Annotated in this window: 17 protein-coding genes; 9 read left to right on the top strand and 8 right to left on the bottom strand. The window is 73.3% G+C overall.

The window, feature by feature from the left end; translation table 11 throughout:
* Positions 1-27: 27 nt before the first annotated feature.
* The 3 genes from APR03_RS09125 to APR03_RS09135 are packed head-to-tail and all read right to left on the bottom strand — an operon-like array spanning position 28 to position 3,951.
* Complete coding sequence (locus APR03_RS09125; protein WP_253834924.1) at positions 28-975, bottom strand: D-2-hydroxyacid dehydrogenase; 948 nt, start codon at positions 973-975, stop codon at positions 28-30.
* Positions 968-3,046: an alpha-amylase family protein gene (locus APR03_RS09130; RefSeq protein ID WP_253834926.1), complete on the bottom strand. Its 2,079-nt coding sequence runs from the start codon at positions 3,044-3,046 to the stop codon at positions 968-970. The genes APR03_RS09125 and APR03_RS09130 overlap by 8 nt, the downstream gene beginning before the upstream one ends.
* A complete protein-coding gene (locus tag APR03_RS09135) occupies positions 3,043-3,951 on the bottom strand; it encodes an NAD(P)-dependent oxidoreductase (protein ID WP_253834928.1) in 909 nt (302 codons plus the stop codon). The genes APR03_RS09130 and APR03_RS09135 overlap by 4 nt, the downstream gene beginning before the upstream one ends.
* A gap of 128 nt (positions 3,952-4,079) precedes the next feature.
* Here APR03_RS09135 and APR03_RS09140 point away from each other — a divergent pair, with 128 nt between their 5' ends.
* Positions 4,080-4,859 (top strand): hydroxypyruvate isomerase family protein, encoded by a 780-nt coding sequence (locus tag APR03_RS09140; protein ID WP_253835429.1) that lies wholly within the window; start codon positions 4,080-4,082, stop codon positions 4,857-4,859.
* Positions 4,860-4,925: 66 nt separating this feature from the next.
* On the opposite strand, the gene APR03_RS09145 is transcribed toward APR03_RS09140, so the two are convergent.
* The gene (locus APR03_RS09145; protein WP_253834930.1) at positions 4,926-6,251 is read right to left on the bottom strand and encodes an RNA polymerase sigma factor; all 1,326 of its coding nucleotides are present in this window, start codon (positions 6,249-6,251) and stop codon (positions 4,926-4,928) included.
* Positions 6,229-6,651, bottom strand: a complete 423-nt coding sequence (locus APR03_RS09150; RefSeq protein ID WP_253834932.1) for a YciI family protein — start codon at positions 6,649-6,651, stop codon at positions 6,229-6,231. Before APR03_RS09150 ends, APR03_RS09145 begins: the two co-directional genes overlap by 23 nt.
* Positions 6,652-6,836: 185 nt before the next feature.
* Here APR03_RS09150 and APR03_RS09155 point away from each other — a divergent pair, with 185 nt between their 5' ends.
* From APR03_RS09155 to APR03_RS09175, 5 genes are all read left to right on the top strand, one after another.
* Complete coding sequence (locus APR03_RS09155; protein WP_253834934.1) at positions 6,837-8,873, top strand: glycoside hydrolase family 15 protein; 2,037 nt, start codon at positions 6,837-6,839, stop codon at positions 8,871-8,873.
* 124 nt (positions 8,874-8,997) lie between these two features.
* Positions 8,998-9,846: an alpha/beta fold hydrolase gene (locus APR03_RS09160; RefSeq protein WP_253834936.1), complete on the top strand. Its 849-nt coding sequence runs from the start codon at positions 8,998-9,000 to the stop codon at positions 9,844-9,846.
* On the top strand, positions 9,839-10,447 hold the full coding sequence (locus APR03_RS09165) for a TetR/AcrR family transcriptional regulator (RefSeq protein ID WP_253834937.1): 609 nt from the start codon (positions 9,839-9,841) through the stop codon (positions 10,445-10,447). The genes APR03_RS09160 and APR03_RS09165 overlap by 8 nt, the downstream gene beginning before the upstream one ends.
* Positions 10,444-11,085, top strand: coding sequence for a hypothetical protein (locus APR03_RS09170; protein ID WP_253834939.1), 642 nt, complete (start codon positions 10,444-10,446; stop codon positions 11,083-11,085). The genes APR03_RS09165 and APR03_RS09170 overlap by 4 nt, the downstream gene beginning before the upstream one ends.
* A gap of 9 nt (positions 11,086-11,094) precedes the next feature.
* Positions 11,095-11,532, top strand: coding sequence for a VOC family protein (locus APR03_RS09175; RefSeq protein ID WP_253834941.1), 438 nt, complete (start codon positions 11,095-11,097; stop codon positions 11,530-11,532).
* Between the two features lie 99 nt (positions 11,533-11,631).
* Here the strand turns inward: APR03_RS09175 and APR03_RS09180 are convergent, their stop codons facing one another.
* Positions 11,632-12,513 carry a Bax inhibitor-1/YccA family protein gene (locus tag APR03_RS09180; RefSeq protein WP_253834943.1) on the bottom strand — a complete coding sequence of 294 codons (882 nt, stop codon included), beginning with the start codon at positions 12,511-12,513 and terminating at the stop codon, positions 11,632-11,634.
* A gap of 222 nt (positions 12,514-12,735) precedes the next feature.
* Between APR03_RS09180 and APR03_RS09185 the strand changes: the two genes are divergently transcribed.
* The gene (locus tag APR03_RS09185) at positions 12,736-13,686 is read left to right on the top strand and encodes an ABC transporter ATP-binding protein (protein WP_253834945.1); all 951 of its coding nucleotides are present in this window, start codon (positions 12,736-12,738) and stop codon (positions 13,684-13,686) included.
* Entirely contained in the window at positions 13,683-14,570 is an 888-nt protein-coding gene (locus APR03_RS09190; protein ID WP_253834947.1) for an ABC transporter permease, read from the top strand. The genes APR03_RS09185 and APR03_RS09190 overlap by 4 nt, the downstream gene beginning before the upstream one ends.
* 166 nt (positions 14,571-14,736) lie before the next feature.
* On the opposite strand, the gene APR03_RS09195 is transcribed toward APR03_RS09190, so the two are convergent.
* Positions 14,737-18,630, bottom strand: a complete 3,894-nt coding sequence (locus tag APR03_RS09195) for an efflux RND transporter permease subunit (protein WP_253834948.1) — start codon at positions 18,628-18,630, stop codon at positions 14,737-14,739.
* 163 nt (positions 18,631-18,793) lie between these two features.
* Positions 18,794-20,029, bottom strand: a complete 1,236-nt coding sequence (locus APR03_RS09200; RefSeq protein WP_253834949.1) for an MFS transporter — start codon at positions 20,027-20,029, stop codon at positions 18,794-18,796.
* A 61-nt stretch (positions 20,030-20,090) separates the two neighbouring features.
* Between APR03_RS09200 and APR03_RS09205 the strand changes: the two genes are divergently transcribed.
* Positions 20,091-20,585, top strand: a complete 495-nt coding sequence (locus tag APR03_RS09205) for a MarR family winged helix-turn-helix transcriptional regulator (protein ID WP_253834950.1) — start codon at positions 20,091-20,093, stop codon at positions 20,583-20,585.
* The last annotated feature ends 96 nt before the right edge of the window (positions 20,586-20,681 follow it).

Here is a 20,681-nt window from a genome sequence, read left to right on the forward strand (position 1 = left end):
GGGGGTGCACGTGCGGTGGGGACCGCCTCAGGGCAGGCGGGCCACGTCGACGACGTTGCGCAGCGGCCGCCGCGCGAGCCATCGGTCGAGGTTGTCGAGGAAGATCGCCGTGCCGCGGTCGGCGGTCGACGGCGTCGTCGCCCCGTTGTGCGGGGTGACGATCGTGTTCGGGAGGTCCCAGAGGGGCGAGTCGGCGGGCAGCGGCTCGGTGGCGTGCGCGTCCAGCCCCGCCCCGGCGATCACGCCGTCGCGGACGGCAGTCACCAGGTCGGTCTCGCGCACGATGCCGCCGCGCGAGACGACCACGAGGTGGCCGTGCGGGCCGAGCGCGCGCAGCGTGTCCAGGTCGATCGCGCCGGTGGTCTGGTCGGTGAGCGGCGCGGCGACGACCAGGAAGTCGCTCACGGAGGCCAGCTCGTCCACGGCGTCCGGGGGCAGCATCCGGTCCACGGGGTCGTCGGGTCCCGCGGGCCGGCGGCGCAGCCCGACCACGCGCATGCCGAACGCCCGGGCCCGTACCGCGAGCTCACGGCCCACGTTCCCGTAGCCGTAGACGCCGACCGTGCGGCCGTGCAGCTCGTCGTGCGTGAACCGGTCCCAGCGGTGCTCGCGCTGCGCCTGCGCCCAGCGCGGCGCCCGCCGGCCCAGCATCATCATGAGCAGCAGCGCCTGCTCGGCCAGCGGGATCGCGCCGTTCCCGGCCGACGACGTTACGGTCACCGCGCCCGGTTCCGTGGCCCGACGGCGCAGCGCCGGGCCCACGTCGCCCTCCACGCCCGCTGCCCACGAGTGCACCCAGGCCAGGTGCGGCATGCGGGCGACCTCCTCGTCGGTGAGGCGCCCGGTGGCCACGGTCGCCGCGGCGAGCGCGCCGGCGTCGTCCGCCGGGGCGACGACGACGTCGGGGTGCGCCGCACGCACCGCCTCCACGACCCGGTCGGTCTGGCCGCCGCGGACCACGATCACGTCACCCACGTCGGCCTCCCTCGTCCTCGACCGTCCCGGTCACGCCGTCCTCGACCACCACGACCTCGAACCCGGTCACGGTAGCCAGCCGCACGAGCAGGTCGTCGCCGTCGTCCAGGACCGTGGCGGTGCCCGCGAGCGCCCGGGCCGCGCGCCCGGCCCGGCCGGCCACGCGCAACGTCACGTGGTGCACCGGGAGGGCGGGGCCGTAGCCGTTGCCGCGCTGCCCGGAGTGGTTGAGCAAATGCACGACGAGCCCGGCGGCGGAGCGGCCGACGACCACCTCGAGCTGTTCGGGGCCGTCCAGGGTGACGGCCGGCCGCCCGCCGTCCGCGAGGCGTTCGGCGACGAGGTCCACCGCGACGTCCCGCAGCGCCGTCAGGCGCGTGTCCCGGTAGGCGGTACCGACCACCCACGGGAGCTGGACGACGGTGCCGGCGCCGTGCGCGCGCACGCCACAGACGTGCTGGTCGCCGGGCACGTGGCCGTACGCCTTCTCGGGCGGCCCGTAGGGTGCGGCCTCGACGAGGCGGTACCGCGGCTCCGTGCCGTCGCGCCAGGTCAGCCGGTGGTGGCGCCCGTGCCGGGGCACGAGCCGCGTCCCCTCGACGTGGTCGGCGTCGTCGTCGAGCTGCAGGTAGCTGGACCTGAGCCCGGCCGGCTCGGCGTCCACGGTGGTCACCCGCTGCCCGGGGAACCAGTCGAGCACGGTGCCGTCGGGGCGCAGGCCGCTGCGCCCGGTGGCCACCAGCGAGCCACCGGCCCGGACGAACCGGTCGAGGGCCTCGGCGGCACCCGGGGGCAGCGACGGCAGGTCGGGCAGCAAGACCACGCGGAACCGGTCGGCCGCGAGGTCCGCGAGCGCGCCGGCCGGCACGACGTCGAACGGCACGTGCCGCTCGACCAGGGCGGTGAACAGGCCCCGGTGCTCCGGCACGCCGGTACCGAACCGGCCGTCGTCGTCGAGCGGGTCGGGGCGGACCAGGGCCACCTCGGCCGCCGGGGCGAGCCCGGTGTAGACGTCCCTGTGGTCCCGGTGGAACCGGGTGACGGCGGCCGCCGCGGCGAGGCCGTCGTAGGCGATCCCGCCGGTGGGTCCCATGATGTAGGTGGACGGGTTGGCCCCGCGCGAGACGGCCTGGGTGAGGTACTGGCCGAGCATCTCGGGCTGCTCGGCGGCGTACCGGTACGGCATGTCCCAGAAGGCGACGGCGTTGACGAGCACGGGCTTGCCGGGCCGCGCGGACCGCAGGGCGCTGACGGACTCGCCCGTGGCGTACGGCCACAGCGTGCGCCCGATCGCGTTGTTCGCCTCGTGGAAGAGCACGTCGGCGGCGGTGCCGAGGATGAGCCCGGCGTCGGGCCGGCGCGCGGCGATGTGGGCGCGCACCCGCGCGGTCAGCGCGTCGATGGTGGCGGCGGCGTAGCCGCGCCACTCGCGGTAGTGCTCGTCGCCGGCGCGCTCGGGCAGGCGGTCCAGCCCGGTGTGCTCGCGGAACCCCTCCTGGCAGGCGGCGCAGTGGCAGACGCCGTGCACCCGCCCGGCGTAGTCGACCTCGTTGAAGCCGAACCAGTTGAAGAAGAAGCCGTCGACCTCGTACCGGTCGAGCACCTCGTCGAGCACGTCGAAGATCCGGTGCTGGTAGTAGCCGGCCCGCGGGCAGACGCTGACCAGGCCCTCGAACTCCTGGCGTGCCCCGGTGGGTGAGACGTAGAGCCACTCCGGGTGGGCGTCCGCGATCGCGGGGGCCACCTTGGAGAAGTCCATCCGGGCCAGCAGCCGCACGCCGCGGCGGCCGGCCGCGGCGAGGGCGTCGCCGACCAGGTCGCCGCCCGGCCGCCCGGCGAGGTGCGGGTTGCGGGTCTGGAAGTCCAGGTCCGTGGGGTAGTGGGAGAGGATGCCGCCCACGTTGAGCAGCCAGACGCCCGCGCCGTGCTCCTGGACGGCGTCGAGCGTGCGCTCGACGTCGAGGCCCGCGTCGATCTCGCGCAGGTTGGTCTGGAAGACGCCGAACGGCTCGTCCCACCAGCCGGGGCGCGCCTGCTGCCCGGTGGTCACGGGCGTGGTGGTCAGGCTCATCGCGGTCCCCCGCTCTGCTCTGGTGCGGACCCCGAGCCGTTGAGCTCCCGCGCGAGCGCCACGAGCGCGGAGTGGTCGAGCCCGCCGTCGCCCCGCTGCACGAGCGCCTGGACGAGCGTGCCGACCATGCCGGTCACCGGGAGCACCGCGCCCCGCGCCCGGGCGGCGCCCTGGACGATGCCGAGGTCCTTGTGGTGCAGGTCGAGCCGGAAGCCGGGGGCGAAGTCGCCCGTCAGCACGGCGGCGGCCTTGCGGTCGATGACGGTGCTGCCGCCCAGGCCGCGCGCGATGACCGAGAGGGCGGTGGCGACGTCGGCGTCGTGCGCCTCCAGGAACACGACCGCCTCGGCGAGCGCCTGCAGGTGCGTGGCGACGACGAGCTGGTTGGCGGCCTTGACCACCTGGCCGCTGCCCGCGTCGCCGACCCGCACCACGGTGGTGCCCAGGGCGCCCAGCAGCTCCCGCCAGCGCTCGACGACGGCTTCGGGGCCGCCGACCATGACCGACAGCGTGCCTTCCCGGGCGCCGGCCTCACCGCCGGAGACGGGGGCGTCGAGCACGTCGTGGCCCGCGGCGGTGAACCGCTCGGCGACCTCCCGGGCGGCCCCCGGTTCGATGGTGCTCATGTCGATGTAGGCGGCGCCGGCGCCGAGGTGCTCCAGCACGCCGTCCGGGCCGAGCGCGACGGCCCGGACGTCGGGGGTGTCGGGCAGCATGGTGATCACGACGTCGGCGCCCCGCACCGCCTCGGCGAGCCCGCCGACGACGGGGACCCCCAGCTCCGCGGCCCGCTCCCGGCCCGCCGCCCCGCGGCTGAACGCCCGTACCTCGTGACCGGCGCGGACGAGGTTCGCGGCCATCGGCCGCCCCATCACGCCCAGCCCGACAAAGCCCACGACTGCCATCCGACCGAACCCCTTCGTTCGATGATCCATCGATTGATCACTGCAGCACTACCAGCGAATCAGCACTGGCATGACGAAGGGTATTTCGATATACCTGGCCCGGTCAATGCCGAGGATCGGAGTCCGTGATGCCGAAGTTCGCCGCCAACGTGTCCCTGCTGTTCAGCGACGTGCCGCTGCTCGACCGGTTCGCCGCCGCCCGCGCCGCCGGGTTCGAGGCGGTGGAGTGCTGGTGGCCGTTCGCCGGCCCCGACCCCGGCGCCGACCAGGTCACGGCCTTCGTGGCCGCCCTGGACGCCGCGGACGTGCGGCTCACCGGCCTCAACCTCTTCGCCGGGGACATGCCGGGCGGCGAGCGCGGCATCGTGTCCCACCCGGACCGGGCCGACGAGCTGCGCCGCAACCTCTCCGTGGTGCGCACGATCGTCCAGACCACGGGGTGCGACCGCGTCAACGCGCTGTACGGGCACCGCCTGCCGGGCGTCCCGGCACACGTGCAGGACGACGCGGCCGCGCACGCCCTGCGCCTGGCGGCGGACACGCTCGCGCCGGCGGGCGCCACGGTGCTGGTCGAACCGCTGACCCGCGGGGAGAACGGCGACTACCCGCTGCTCACGCTCGCCGACGCCCAGGCCGTGGCGGACCGGGCCGGCGCCGGGGTCGCCGTGCTCTTCGACGCCTACCACCTGCACAACAACGGCGCCGACGTGGTGGCCGACATCGCGCGGCACGGCGCCGACGTCGGCCACGTCCAGGTCGCCGACGCGCCCGGCCGCGGCGAGCCGGGGACGGGCACCATCGACTACCCGGCGTTCTTCCGGGCCCTGGACGCCTCCGGGTACACGGGCTGGGTCGGCTGCGAGTACCGCCCGTCGTCGCCGGACCACCTGGCCTGGCTCGCCGCCTGAACACACCTCGTCGAGTGCTGGGTATTCGCCCTCTCGAACCGGTTCGAGAGGGCGAGTACCCAGCACTCAACCGTCTGTGGCGGCCAGGGCGGCGGCCTTCGCCGTGAGGACCGCGCGCTCCCGCGTGCTGCGGCACAGCTCGGCCGCGCGCAGGTACTCGCCGCGGGCCTCCGCGGCCCGGCCGAGCCGGGCCAGCATCTCGCCGCGCACGCCCGGCAGCAGGTGCGACCCGGCGAGCTCGCCCCGGGCGACCAGGTCGTCCACGACCCGCAGCCCCAGCTCCGGCCCGCGGGCCATGGCCACGGCGACGGCCCGGTTCAGGTCCACCACGGGCGACGGCGCCACCCGGCCCAGCGCCTCGTAGAGCACCACGACGCGCTCCCAGTCCGTCTCCGGCACCGAGCGCGCCACCGCGTGGCACTCGGCGATCGCGGCCTGCAGCGCGTACGGCCCCATGCCCGCGGGGCCGACGGCGCGGCGCAGCGCCGCCCGGCCCCGCACGATCGCGGCTCGGTCCCAGCGGCGCCGGTCCTGGTCCTCGAGCAGGATCGGCTCCCCCGACGGACCCGTGCGGGCCGGGAACCGGGCGGCGGTCAGCTCCAGCAGCGCGAGCAGCCCGAACGTCTCCGGCTCGGGGGCGAGCCGGCTGAGCACACGCGCCAGGCGCACCGCCTCGCGCGCCAGGTCGTGCCGGATCCACTCGTCGCCCGACGTCGCCGACGAGCCCTCCGTGAAGATCACGTACAGCACGCCGCGCACCGACGAGAGCCGGGTGGCCCGGTCGGCGCCGCCCGGCACCTCGAACGGCACCTGCGCCGCGGCGATCGTCTTCTTGGCGCGCGTGATCCGCGCCTGGACCGTGGCGACCGGCACCAGGAAGGCGCGCGCGATCTCGTCGGTCGTCAGGCCGCCCACGACGCGCAGGGTGAGCGCGATGCGCGCCTCCCGGGACAGCACGGGGTGGCAGGCGACGAACATGAGGGCGAGCACGTCGTCGTCGATCCGGTCCGGTTCGAGCAACGCCGGTTCGGAACCCGGGTCACCTGCGAGAACACCCGGCCCGGACGCCGTCGGGCCGCCCGTGACGACCCCGCCCTCGGCGAGGCCGTGCGCGAGCGCCGCGTACCGCTCGTCGCGGCCGGCCCGGCGCCGGTAGGCGTCGATCGCCCGGCGCCTGGCCGTGGCGACGAGCCAGGCCGCCGGGTCGCGCGGCGTCCCGTCGCGCGGCCAGGCGACGAGGGCAGCGGCGAGCGCCTCCTGGGCCACGTCCTCGGCGAGCTCGAAGTCGCGGGTGTAGCGGGTCAGCGCGCCCACGATGCGCGCGGACTCGATGCGCCAGACGGCCTCCACGGCCCGCCGGGCGGCGTCGTCAGCGCTGGCCCGTGGACTCACGCCACTCCCGCTCCTTCTGGATGTACTCGTTGTCCTGCGGGAACTGGTCCATCTCGGTCACCTTGCGGATCTCCGCCTTGCTGCCCGGCCCCGTGAGCGGGGCGCGCTTCGCCCACTCGACCGCCTCCTCCTTCGAGGCGACCTCCAGGATCCAGAAGCCGTTGAACAGCTCCTTGGTCTCGCCGTACGGGCCGTCGGTGACCACGGGCGTCTCGGAGGAGTAGTCGACGACGACGGAGTCCGCCGCGTCCTCGAGCCCCTCGCCCGCCACCAGCACCCCGGCCTGGATCATCTCCTGGTTGAAGCGGCCCATCTCGTTGATGATCTTCTCGAAGTCCATCTCCTGGTAGGCCGTCACGGTCTCGTCGGTCGCGCGCATGATCAGCATGTACTTCGGCATGTTTCCGTCTCCTGGTCTCCTGTGCAGCGGTCCCTGGTCGGGACCCTCTCACTCACAGGTCGAACGGGAAACCGCACGATCGACACGAGCCGAAAACTCGTTCCGGGAATGCACATCGAGGGGCATCGCGCGTCACACCGGCACGGCTTGCCACACGCGCGGGGCGTGCGGAACCCTTGAGTCTCATGACGCTCGAATCGATTGAGTCGCCAGGGGCCGAGGCCGACGCCCCTGCGACAACCGGCACACCCGCTCGGCGCCGGAAGACGCCGAAGCCCGCGAACCCGGGCCCGGTCAGACACACGACGAGCGACAGCGCCTCCCCGCGCACGTGGGACGGCCGCAGCAAGTTCCCGCACATCGGCGAGTACGGGTTCCTGTCGGACTGCGAGACCAACGCGCTGATCGCGCCGTCGGGCAGCGTGGAGTGGATGTGCATCCCGCGCCCCGACTCGCCGAGCATCTTCGCCAAGATCCTGGACCGGGGAGCCGGCCACTTCCGCGTGGGTCCCCACGGCGTCAGCGTGCCCGTGGCACGTCGCTACCTGCCCGGCACGCTCATCCTCGAGACCACGTGGCAGACCCCGACGGGCTGGCTCGTGGTGCGGGACGCCATGCTGATGGGTCCGTGGCACGACCTCGAGTCGCGTTCGGGGACGCACCGCCGCACCCCGACCGACGACGACGCCGAGCACATCCTGATGCGCACCATCAAGTGCGTGTCGGGCACTGTGGACCTGGAGGTCGTCTGCGAGCCGCGCCCCGACTACGCGCGCCAGGACGTCGAGTGGCAGTACGAGAACAGCGGCTACTCCGCGGTGGTCGCGGACACGGGCGACTCCAACCCGGACCTGCACCTGCGCTCGAGCCTGCGGTTCGGGCTGGACGGCGGCAAGCGCGTGACCGCGCGCACCCGGATGACGGAGGGCGCCACGCACTTCGTCGCGATGTCCTGGGGCTCGCAGAGCGCGCCCACCACGTACGCGGGCGCGCTGGACGCGATGTGGCGCACGGAGCGGTTCTGGCGGGACTGGATCACGCAGGGCCAGTTCCCCGACCACCCGTGGCGGTCCTACCTGCAGCGCTCGGCGCTCACGCTCAAGGGCCTGACCTACTCCCCCACGGGCGCGCTCATCGCGGCCGCGACCACGTCGCTGCCGGAGACGCCCGGTGGCGAGCGCAACTGGGACTACCGCTACGCGTGGATACGCGACTCGACGTTCGCGCTGTGGGGCCTGTACACGCTCGGTCTGGAGCGCGAGGCGAACGACTTCTTCGCGTTCATCCAGGACGTGTGCCAGGACAACAAGCAGCTGCAGATCATGTACGGCGTGGGCGGCGAGGAGCGGCTGGAGGAGTTCGAGCTGCCGCACCTGTCCGGGTACGAGGGGGCGCAGCCCGTCCGCGTCGGCAACGCCGCCTACGACCAGAGCCAGCACGACGTCTGGGGTGCCGTGCTGGACTCCGTGTGGCTCCACGCCAAGTCGCGTGACCAGCTCCCGGAGTCGCTGTGGCCCATCCTCAAGCGGCAGGTCGAGGAGGCCATGAAGCACTGGCACAAGCCGGACCGGGGCATCTGGGAGGTGCGCGGCGAGCCGCAGCACTTCACCAGCTCCAAGCTCATGTGCTGGGTGGCCATGGACCGCGGCGCCAAGCTCGCGCGGATCTACGACGAGCTGGACTACGCCCAGGCGTGGCAGAAGGTCGCGGACGAGATCGCCGAGGACATCTGCACCAAGGGCGTGGACGAGCGCGGCGTCTTCACGCAGCGCTACGGCGACCCGGCCCTGGACGCGTCGCTGCTGCTCGTGCCGCTGCTGCGGTTCCTGCCGCCGGACGACGAGCGGGTGCGCAACACCGTGCTCGCCATCGCGGACGAGCTGACCGAGGACGGCCTCGTGCTGCGCTACCGCACGGACGAGACCGACGACGGCCTGCGCGGCGAGGAGGGGTCGTTCACCATCTGCTCGTTCTGGCTGGTGTCGGCCCTGGTCGAGATCGGCGAGGTCGAGCGGGCTCGCGCGCTGTGCGAGCGCCTGCTCGGCTACGCGTCCTCGCTCGACCTGTACGCGGAGGAGATCGAGCCGGGCAGCGGCAGGCACCTGGGCAACTTCCCGCAGGCGTTCACGCACCTCGCCCTCATCAACGCGGTCATGCACGTCATCAAGGCGGAGACGGGCGAGGCGGAGAAGGGCTACTTCGGAGCCCCCCGCCAGCCCTGACGCCACCCTCCCGCCCCGCTGAGTGCGGGACTTTCGCCCCTCTGGCACGCAGAAGAGGGCGAAGGTCCCGCACTCAGCGTCTGGGGGGTTGTAGGTTCTGGCTAATGGGCGTAGCTTTGTGGCTATGGACAGTTACCTGCAGCGGCCCGAGGGCCGCATCGCCTATTCCGACACCGGGTCCGGGCCCCTCGTGGTCGCCGTGCCCGGCATGGGGGTCCCGCGCTCCACGTACGACGACGTGGTCCCGGCGCTGGTCGCCGCCGGGCACCGCGTCGTCGTCGCCGACCTGCGCGGTCACGGGGACTCCGACACCACCTTCCGCACCCACGGCGACGACGCCACCGGCGCCGACCTCCTGGCGCTCGTCGAGCACCTCGACGCCGGTCCCGCCGTCATCATGGGGAACTCGATGGGCGCGTCCGCGGCGGCCTGGGCCGCGGCCGAGCGACCCGACCTGGTGCGCGGCCTGGTCCTGCTCAGCCCGCTGCTGCGCGACCCGGCGTCGCCCCTGATGCAACGCCTCATGCCGGTGCTCTTCCGCGTGCTCCTCGCGCGTCCCTGGGGCGCCGCGTTCTGGGCGTCGTACTACTCGTCCATCAGCAAGGGCCGCCGCTCCCCGCAGCACGCCGAGCACGTCGCCGCGATCCGCGACTCGATGCGCGAGCCCGGGCACCTGCGGTCCTTCCGGGACCTGGCGATCGCGCTCGACCACTCCGTCGTCGAGGAGCGGCTGCCGGCCGTGCAGGCACCGGCCCTCGTCGTGGTCGGCGCGCTCGACCCCGACTATCCCGACCCCGCCGCGGAGCTGGCCTGGATGACCGAGGCGATCGACGCCCGCGGCGTGCTGATCCCCGACGTCGGGCACTACCCGCAGCGCCAGGCGCCGGACGACGTGGTGCGCGAGGTGCTCGAGTTCCTCGCGGGGCTCCCGGCAGGCGCCGCGCCGGCCGCCGACGGCGGTCCCCGTGCCTAGGGCGGGGCTGTCGCACGACGCCGTGGTGCGCCTGGCGGTCGAGGTCGTGGACGAGGGCGGGGCGAGCGGGTTCGCCGACCTCACGCTCGCGAAGGTCGCGGCCAAGGCCGGGGTCGCCGCCCCGAGCCTCTACAAGCACGTGGGATCGCTCGCCGACCTGCGCCGCGACGTCGCCGTCCTCGCCGTCCGCGACCTGACCGCCGCGGGCACCGCCGCGACGGTGGGGCGCGCGGGGGCGGACGCCCTCCGCGCCCTGGCGGAGGCCTGGCGCCGGTACGCCGTCGAGCACCCCGGCCGGTACGCCGCCACGCAGATCGGCCCCGACCCGGACGACCCGGCGGACGCCGTCGCCCGGGAGGTGGCCGCGGAGAGCGTCCAGGTGGTCGTGTCGATGCTCCGCGGGTTCGGGCTGCCGGACGACCGGGTGATCGACGCCGTGCGCGCCGTCCGCTCCAGCGTGCACGGCTTCGTGCAGCTCGAGCTGGGCGGCGGGTTCCGGATGCGGGAGGACGTCGACCGCAGCTTCGGGGTGCTGCTCGACATGGTGGTCGCGGGGGTCGCCGCGCTGGCCGAGCCCGCCGCCGCCGGGAGCCCGCGATGAGCGTGACCCGCTGGACCTCCGCCGCCTTCGTCGCGGCCGGCCTGTCGTTCCTGATGTTCCCGCTGCTGCGGCCGTGGCCCGACGAGACCGTGCTCACCGCGGACCTCGCCACGGCGTTCGCCTCGGACCGCTGGGTCGTGGCCCACCTCGCCGGGATCCTGGGTCTGGGCCTGCTGGCACCGGCCCTCCTCGGCCTCCGCACCGTCCTCGCCCGGGACGCAGGTGCGCGCGGCGCACGTGCCGCGACCGGGGCCCTGGTCGCGGCCTGGGCCGGTGCCGGGTTCGCGGCCCTCTACTTCGGGGCCGAGATCTTCGGCCTGCACACCCTCGCGGAGTCGGCGCTGCGCGACGGCGACCTCGGCCCGCTCGCCGACGTCGAGGCGCTGCGCATGCAGCCGTGGGCGGTCGCCCTGTTCGCCGCCGGCCTGCTCCTGCTCGCGGCCGCGGGTGTACTCCTCGCGGTCGCGCTGTGGCAGGCGGGCCACGGCCGGCGGTGGGCGGGCGTCCCGCTCGCGCTGGGCCTGGTGCTGGTGCTCCCCCAGTTCTTCGGCGGGCCGGGCCTGCGGATCGCGCACGGTCTCCTCGTGGCGGCCGGGTGCGTCCTGGTGGCCGCCGTCGTGCACCGCGCCCGCCGTTAGGGTGTCCGGATGGCAGCTGTCAGGCAGGTTCAGATCACGTTCGACTGCGCGGACCCGTGGCGCGTCGCCCGGTTCTGGTGCGAGGTGCTCGGCTACGTGCTCCCGCCCGCACCCGAGGGTTTCAGTACGTGGGAGGAGTACGAGAGCTCCCTCCCGCCCGAGCGGAGAGGTGCCGACGGCGCAGCCGCCGTCGACCCCACCGGCGCCGGGCCCCGGCTCTACTTCCAGAAGGTGCCGGAGGGCAAGGTGGTCAAGAACCGGGTGCACGTCGACGTCCGGGCGGGCACCGGCCTCGTGGGCGCCGAGCGGGTCGCGGTGCTGGAGGCGGAGTGCGCCCGGCTGGTCGCCCTCGGCGGCACCCGGCTGTACCTGCAGGAGGCCGACGAGGAGAACGAGTCGTGCCTCACCATGCAGGACGTCGAGGGCAACGAGTTCTGCCTCGACTGAGCACCCGGTCGAACAGACCCGCGAACGACGAAGGCGTGAGCCCCCACCAGGGGACTCACGCCTTCGTCGTACCGGCCGGTCGTCACCGGCCGACCGAGATCAGTCGCTGCTCTGGAAGATCGCGATCAGACGGAGGAACTCCAGGTACAGCCAGATCAGCGTCACCAGCAGACCGAAGGCCGCCGCCCACGCCATCTTCGCGGGGGCTCCCGCCTCGACCCCGCGCTTGATCGAGTCGAAGTCGACGATCAGCGAGGCCGCGGCCAGGCCGACGGCGACCAGGCCGATGATGATGCCGAGCGTGCCACCACGCATGCCCCAGCCGCTCAGCACACCGGTCCACACCAGGACCAGGTTGATCAGCGAGAACGCCGCGTAGCCGACCATCGCGATGATCAGCCAGCGCGTGAACTTGGGGGTGACCCGCACCCTGCCCGACTTGAACAGGAAGAGCGCGGCAGCGAAGGTCGCGACGGTGGCGAGCGTCGCCTGGAGCACGATGCCGTTGAACTGCGCCTCGTAGAACCGGGAGATGCCGCCGAGGAACATGCCCTGGGCGACCGTGTACAGGATGATCAGCACGGGGCTCGGGTTGCGCTTGAACGCGTTGACCAGGCCCAGCACGAGGCCGGCGATCATGCCGAAGATCCACAGGCCCGGCGCCAGCGTCCACGTCGCCGCGCCCACCACGACCAGGAGGGCGAGCAGCCCGCCGGTCTTGATGATCACGTCGTCATAGGTGAGCCGCTTGGTGTCCGCCGTGGTGGCGGACGGCGACTGGTACATCGCGTCGAGCTGCGAGGCATCCATCGCCTGCTGCCCGGCCGCGCCGTACTGGCCGTACTGGCCGGGCTGCGGCGGGGTGCCGTATGCGGGAGTCTGGTTGGGAAAGGTGGCGGTGCCGCCACGGCGCGCACCGGGAGCACCGGTACGGCGGGGCTCACCGAAGACGTCGCTTCTCGAAAAGACGGGGTTGCTCATCTGCTCCTCCTGGTCTGTCTGACCATCCTAGGGAACGCTGCGCAGGCCTGAAGAGTTCCCAGGTCATACCTTCGGATGAAGAAGGTCCGTCACAGGGATGATCGAGGCCGGAAATGGGTGCGTCGGGCCACTCCGACTCCCTAGTCTCGTAGTGACCGGTCCTGTCGCAACCGACCGGCGTTCGCACGGCCCCCGCCGCCGTGCCAGATGGAAGGGCGAGTGATGATCGAGGCCACAGGCCTGACGAAGAGGTACGGCGCCAAGACCGCCGTCGACGGTGTCACCTTCACGGTGCAACCGGGGCAGGTGACCGGCTTCCTGGGCCCGAACGGCGCCGGCAAGTCGACCACCATGCGCATGATCGTGGGCCTCGACCGGCCCACCGCGGGCAAGGTGACGGTGAACGGCAAGCCGTACGCCGCGCACCGCCGTCCGCTCGCGGAGGTGGGCGCGCTGCTGGACGCGAAGGCCGTGCACACCGGCCGCACCGCGCGCAACCACCTGCTCGCGATGGCGGCGACGCACGGCATCCCGACCACGCGCGTCGACGAGGTGATCGAGCTCACGGGCCTGCGCCCCGTCGCGACCAAGCGCGTGGGCGGCTTCTCGCTCGGCATGGGGCAGCGCCTCGGCATCGCGGCCGCCCTGCTCGGCGACCCCCGCACGCTCATCCTCGACGAGCCGGTCAACGGCCTCGACCCCGAGGGCGTGCTCTGGGTGCGCAACATCGCGAAGTACCTGGCGTCCGAGGGCCGCACGGTCTTCCTGTCCAGCCACCTCATGAGCGAGGTCGCCCTCACGGCCGACCACGTGATCGTGATCGGCCGCGGCCGCATCCTCGCCGACGCCCCGGTCCAGGAGATCGTCGACGGCGCGGAGCGCAAGCTGGTCCGGGTCCGGTCGCCGCAGGCCACCGAGCTCGCCGAGCTGCTCACGGCGAACGACGCCCAGGTCGACGGCGTCGAACCGGGCCTGCTGGAGGTGCGCGGCAGCAGCGCGGCCGCCGTCGGCGAGCTCGCCGCGGCCTCGCGGATCGTGCTGCACGAGCTCACGCCCGTCGCGTCCACGCTCGAGGAGGCGTACATGTCCCTCACCGCGGACTCCGTGGAGTACCACTCCGAGGACATCGCTGCCTCCGGCACGGCGTCCGACCTCGAAGGGAGCAAGGCATGAGCGCGACGGCCACCGCCCCGGCCGGCGGAACGACGTCCGGCCCGTCGACGGGACACACGCAGGTGCGCAACGTGACGTTCGCGCGCGTGCTGCGCTCGGAGTGGATCAAGCTGTGGACGCTGCGGTCGACCTGGTGGACGCTCGCGTCCACCGTGGTGGTCATGATCGGCTTCGCGCTGCTGCTCGCGCTCGTGGTGCAGCTCGCGGGCGACGCGATGGAGGGCGCCTCGCCCGAGGACCAGGCCGCGATGGGCGGCGTCCTCGGCGGGACCACCGTCGTGGCCGCCGGCTACGAGATGGCTGCCCTCGTGGTCGCGGTGCTCGGCGCCCTCATGATCACCGGTGAGTACTCCACCGGCATGATCCGCTCCACGTTCGCCGCCGTGCCGGGCCGGCTTCCCGCGTTCTTCGGCAAGGCGCTGGTGCTGGTCCTGGTCACCGCCGTGCTCACCGCGGTCTCGCTGGCCCTGAGCTGGCTGGTGACCTACCCGATCCTGAACGCCAACGACGCCACGGTCGACTTCGGCGACGGCGACCAGGTGCGCTCGCTGTTCGGCACCGTGCTGTACGTGTCGCTGGTGGCGCTGTTCGCGCTCGGCCTCGGCACGCTGCTGCGGCACACCGCGGGCGCGATCTTCACGGTGGTCGCGATCTTCCTCGTGATCCCGACGATCTTCCAGATCGCCACGTTCGCCGCCGCCCAGCTCGAGTGGGTCGGTACGGTGAACAAGCTGCTCCCGAGCGTGGCGGGCGCGCAGATCACGCCCAACGCGGGCCAGTTCACGGACGTGCTCGACCCGTGGGTCGGCATCGCGGTGCTCGGCGGGTACACGGCGCTCGTGCTGATCGGCGCGGCGGCCCGGCTGAAGGCCCAGGACGCGTAGCGGGCCACTGCCGCGGAGAGGGGTGCTCCCGGAGCGATGTCGCGTTGAGTAGACACGGTCTACTCAACGTGACATCCCCGTGGGGCACCCCTCGTGCGTGCCGCCGGGTCTGCTGGTTCTAGTCGCGCGGGTTCCCAGTCGCGCGGGTTCTCAGTCGCGCGGGCTCTCAGTCGCGCGGGTCCAGCGGGTGCGGCCAGACCACCGGCTCCGGCTGCGGCCCGCGCGTCCGGCCTGGCGGCCGGCTGTCGGGCTCCCGGACCTCCGGCGGGGCCGGCCACTGCTCGGGCTGCCGCTGCCCGTGCTGGGGCTGCTCGTTCTGCCACTGCTCGTTGCGCCACTGCTCGGACTGGCGCTGCCCGTTCTGCCACTGCCCGTGCTGGGGCTGCTCAGGCTGGGGCTGCTCGGGCTGCCGCGGCGCGGACGCCGGCTCGGCCGGCCAGGCGTCCTGGCGGGGGGACTGGTCGTATCGCGCAGGGCGGTGTCGGCCCTGGTCCGGGTAGGCACCTGCCGGATAGCCGCCCTGGTCAAGGAATCCGCCTGGCTGTGGATAGGCGTTCGGCTGTGGATAAGCACTCGGCTGGGGACGTGCGCCGGGCTCCGGGAACGCCGGGGGCCGCCCGGCTCGCACGGGCGATCCCGGTGCCGGTGCCGAGCGCGCACGGACGGGCGGGGCCTGTGCCGGTGTGGGCATGCTGTGCCGTCCGGGGCCGCCTCCGGCACCGGCGTCGGCCGGAGCAGCGGCTCCCACGGGTGACGACACCGGCGTGCGCGGAGGCGGCCAAGGTGCCGGAGGCGCGGCGCCGTCCGGCCGCGCGGCCAGGCCCGGCTGGGCGACCGCGACGCCGCTCGCGCGGCGTTGCGCGGCGGCCTGCCGCCCCACCGTCTGGAATGCCCCCGTGGCGACGCTCGGGAACGCGCCGGTCAGCGGTCGGCGGGTGGTGCGGCCGGCGGCCTCGTCGGCCGCGCGGCGGCGCTCGGCCCGGCCCTCGAAGATCGTGTAGATCACCGGCACCACATACAGGGTGAGCAGCGTCGAGGAGACGAGCCCGCCGATCACGACCAGCGCCAGCGGCTGGGAGATGAACGCGCCGCCGCCCGTGACCCCCACCGCCATCGGGGTGAGCGCGAAGACCGTGGCGAGCGCGGTCATGACGATGGGGCGCAGGCGCTTGCGCGCGCCCTCCCGCACCGCCTCGTCCAGCCCCATGCCGTCCTGCCGGTACTGGTTGATGAGGTCGATGAGCACGATGGCGTTGGAGACGACGATGCCGACCAGCAGGAGCGTGCCGATGAGCGCGGGCACACCGAGCGGCGTCCCCGTGGCCACCAGGGCGATAAGGGCGCCGACCGCCGCGAACGGGACGGACACCAGCAGGATGAAGGGCTGGGCCAGGCTGCGGAACGCGGCGACCATGACGATGAACACCAGGGCGATCGCGGCCAGGAGCGCCAGACCGAGGTCGGCGAACGCCTCCGCCTGGTCGGCCGCGGCCCCACCCACCGTCACCGTGGCGCCGGCCGGCAGGTCGAAAGCGGCGATCTCGGCGTCGACGGCCTCGGTCACGGCGCCCAGGTCGTCGCCGGCCGGGGTCACGGACACCGTGGCGGACCGGTCGCCGTCGATGCGGCTGATCGAGGTCGGGGTCGTGGCCACCTGCACGGTGGCGACGTCCTTCAGACGCACGGGGCCGGTCGCCGTCGGCACGGGGATCTCGCCGATGCCCGCCATGGTGGTCGGCGCCTCGCCGGCCACGAGCGTGACCCCGACGGGCCCCTCGGCCGTGCGGAGCTCGCCCATGTCCTGCGCGCCGGCCATCGCCGCCGACGCGACGCCGGTCACCTGGGTCTCGGTGAGACCGTGCTCGGCCGCGACCTTGCGGTTCACCGTGACCTCGACGATCTCCTGCGCCGCGGACAGGTCGTTGCTCACCTCGACGACGCCGTCGAGCCCGCGCACCGCCTCCTGGAGCCCGGTGGTCGCCTCGCTCAGCGCCGCGTCGTCGCGCGCGCGGACGACGAGGTCGATCGAGGAGGTGCCCACCGAGTCGCCCGCCGACACCGACACCTCCGTGGCGGGCTTCTCGACCAGGTCCGCCACGGCCGCGCGGATGTCTGCGGCGGCGGCGGTGCCGTCCGCGGTGTCGTCGAGGGTGACGGCGAACGACGCCTTGAGGCCGGCGCTCGCACCGCCGAACGCCGCCATCGACATGTCGCCCCCGCCGCCGACGGTGGACTGCACGCTCTCGACGGCCGGCACCTCGGCCAGCGCCGCCTCGACCTTCTTCGCGGCCTCGTCCTGGCCCTGGAGCGATGTCCCGGGCGCGTAGTGCTGGGTGACCGTCACGGTGTCCTGCCCGCTGTCCCCGAGAAAGCTGGTCTCGATCCTCGGGGCGAGCGCCACGGTGCCGGCCAGGATGGCGACCGCCAGGCCGAGCGTCACGGCCGGGCGGGCGAGGGCACCGTCGAGCGTCGGCACGTAGACGCGCTGCCAGATCCCGCGACCTTCCTTCTCCTCCGCCGCCGCGCGGACGGACGCCGACGCGCGGGCCGACCGCTTCGGCGGGCGGATGAACCAGTACGCGAGCACCGGCACGATGGTGAGCGCCACGACCAGCGAGGCCAGCATCGCGATCGACACGGTCAGCGCGAACGGCCGGAAGAGCTCGCCCACCATGCCGCCCACGAAGGCGATGGGCAGGAAGACCGCGACGGTGCAGATCGTCGAGGCCGCGATGGCGCCGCCGACCTCCCGCACCGCGGTGAGCACGGCCTCGGTCCGGTCGGTGCCGTAGGACATGTGCCGCTTGATGTTCTCGATGACGACGATCGCGTCGTCGACCACGCGGCCGATCGAGATGGTGAGCGCGCCCAGCGTCAGGATGTTCAGCGTGTAGCCGCCCGCGTTCATCGCGATGAACGTCACCGCGAGCGACAGCGGGATCGAGATCGCCGACACGAGCGTGGACCGCACCGACATCAGAAACACGAGGATGACCAGGACGGCGAACAGCAGGCCGAGACCGCCCTCGGTAGCGAGCCCGTGGATCGAGTCCTCGACGAACGGCGCCTGGTCGAACACGACCGCCGTCGTCACGCCGCGCTCGGTGAGCGTGTCGGCGACCTCGGGCGCGGCGAGCGCACCCTCCACGGCGTGCGACACGTCGACGGTGTTGGCCTCCGGCGTCTTGGTGACGGCCAGGCCGAGCGACGGCGCGCCGTCCAGCCGGGAGTAGGACGTCGCCTCGACCGGCTTGAGCTCGACCGTCGCCACCTCGCCGACCAGCACCGGGGCAGCCGGCTCCGCCGGGCCGGTGCCGCCGCCCGGGACGACCGGGAGCTGCTTGAGCTGGTCCACCATGTCCACCGGCGTGCCGAGCTGGACGGACCAGGCCCGGCCGCCGTCGGTGATCTCGCCCGCGGGAACGACGACGCCGTTGTCCTGGAGCACGGTCGTCAGGTCCTGGGGCGTGAGCCCGGCCGTGCCGAGCCTGGCCGGGTCGGGCCGGACGCGGACCTCGGTCTCCTGCTGTCCGGTGACGGCGACCGCCCGGACCCCGTCGACGTCCTCCAGCGCCGGGACGACGACGTTCTCCACGGTGTCCGCGAGCGCGTTGGGGTTCTTGTCCCCCGCCACCGCCAGCTGCACCACCGGGACGTCGTCCACGGAGCCTGTCGTGACCTGGGGCGTGACGTCCTGCGGCAGCGTCGCCTGCGCGCCGGTGACGGCGGTCTGCAGGCGCTGGGTCGCGGCCTCCATGTCGGTGCCGTAGACGAACTCGACGGTGGTCAGGGAGACGCCCGTCGACGCCGTGGAGCGCACCGAGGCGACGTCGTCGACGGAGGCGATCGCCTCCTCGATCACGTCGGTGACCTGTTCCTCGACGACCTGGGGCGACGATCCCGGGTAGAGCGCGCTCACGATGCCCGTCGGGAGCTGCAACGACGGGATGAGCTCCTGCTTCAGTCCCGTCATGCTCAGCACGCCGAAGACCGCGATCGCGATGGTCACCAGCGCTACGACGGCTCGGTTCGCGAGGGACAGCCGGGCGAGACGGAACACGAGGACTCCACGGTGCGGACGAGGATCGGGCAGACGGAACGCCGCCGCCGTCGTGCCCGGGGCGGACCAACGGGGTGAAAACGACCGAAGTCCCCAGAGTAGGGCAGCGTCCCGCACCGGCGGCAAGCCCAGGCCCGGCCCCGACCGCGGAGCCGTCCACGGCTCACAGCTCGGACATGGCCTCCTCGGGCGTGTGCTCGGCCTGGCGGGCACGCCGGTTCCAGCGCTGCCAGAGCACACGCTCGCCGATGGGCCTGGCCATGACGTGCGCGGTGGTCAGGAAGACGAGCACGCCCACGAGCAGCACGGCGGACGCGACCCAGAACGGGGATGCCGCGCCGATGTGCTCGGCCAGCAGGCCCGCGACGACCGGCGCCGGTGCCGCGAAGCCCCACCGGACGAGGTTGAACGCCCCGGTCGTGACACGACGGTCGGGGTCGCCGAGCGCGAGCGACAGGTCGGTGAGGTTCGCGTTCGCGATACCCATGAAGACGCCGGCCACGATGGTGACCGCGACGGAGCCGACGGTGCCGACGCCGACAGCCAGCAGGGCGACGCACACGAGCACGCCCGCGACGGCCACCCCGAGCGTCTGCACGAACCCGATGGCGTGCGCGAGCCGGTGGCCGACCCCGAGGATGCCGAGCGCCACGCCGATGCCCCAGGCGGTGAACACCAGGCCGAGGGGCACGACGTCCAGGCCCAGGAACACGGGGACGTAGCCGAGCACGACGAAGAAGACGAAGTTGTAGGTGGCCGTGACCACCGCGAGCGCGAGGAACCCGGGCTTGCGGAACAGCCCGAAGACCTGGCCCAGCCGCAGCGGTGCCGGCTTCTGCTCCGGGTCCTTGAGGCGGGTCACGGACACGAACAGCGCGACCAGCATGAGGAGGCCACAGACGAAGAACGGGACGCGCCAGCTGATGTGTCCGAGCAGGCCGCCGATCAGCGGGCCGACGGCGAAGCCGAGCCCCACGCAGGTCTCGAACAGGCCGACCACCCACTCGCGGTCCCGCGCGAGCGCGACCAGGAGCACCATCGCGGTGGCGAAGAACATGGCGTTGCCGAGGCCCCACACGCCGCGCAGCACGGCGAGCTGGACGATGTCGCCGCTCAGGGCCGCCAGGACGGCGGCGATCGCGACCAGCGTGACGCCGGTGGCGAGGATCTTCTTGTAGCCGAACCGGCCCGTCGCCATGACGGCGGGGATCATACCGATGGCCATGACGGCGATGTAGGCCGTGAACAGGAGCTCGATCTCCCAGGTGGTGGCGCCGATCTCGGCGCCGATGACGGGAAGGATCGGGTCCACGACGGCGATGCCCGCGATCGCGAAGAACGCGGTCAGCGCCGTGGCGTAGATGGCCGTCCTGTTGGGTTCGTTGCGCGTGGTCGCCACGCGGCCTCCTCGTGCTCGGACTTATCTGTATCCCACAGATATCTACCTGTAGGCTACACCCATGTCGAGGACGACGAAAGGGGCCGCGGACGCGGAGCGGCCCGGCGACGACACGCTCTCCCGCGTCGAGCTGCAGCTCGCCCTCCTGCTCCGGCGGGCCGAACGCACCGGAGCGGTCCGAGCCGGCCACACACCGGCACTCGAACGGTCCGGCTACCTGCTGCTCCTCGTGCTCGGCACCGAGGGGCCGCTCGGCATCAACGCGCTGGCGGAGCGCCAGGGGCTCGACGCCTCCACCGTGACCCGGCAGGTGGTGAGCCTCGAGAAGGCCGGCTTCGCGCGACGCGGCCGAGACCCGCAGGACGGGCGGGCGGTGCGTGTGGAGGCCACGGCCGCGGGGCGCCGGCAGCTGGAGTACGAGCGTGTTCGACGCGCCGCGCTCTACGACCAGGTCCTGGCGGACTGGTCGCCGGTCGAGCGCGCCACGCTGGCGAGCCTGCTCGAGCGCCTCAACCAGGACCTCGACGCGTTCCGCCGGGAACCGGAGGGCCGATAAACCCAAAGAACACGTTGCAAAGAACTTCTTGCAAAGGACTGTTGGCATGCGTAGGGTGGGGCACATCGCCCCACCCGTCCGCACCGACGCCCGCAC

The sequence above is a fragment of the Promicromonospora thailandica genome, from assembly GCF_024171955.1.
Lineage (GTDB): Bacteria > Actinomycetota > Actinomycetes > Actinomycetales > Cellulomonadaceae > Promicromonospora > Promicromonospora thailandica.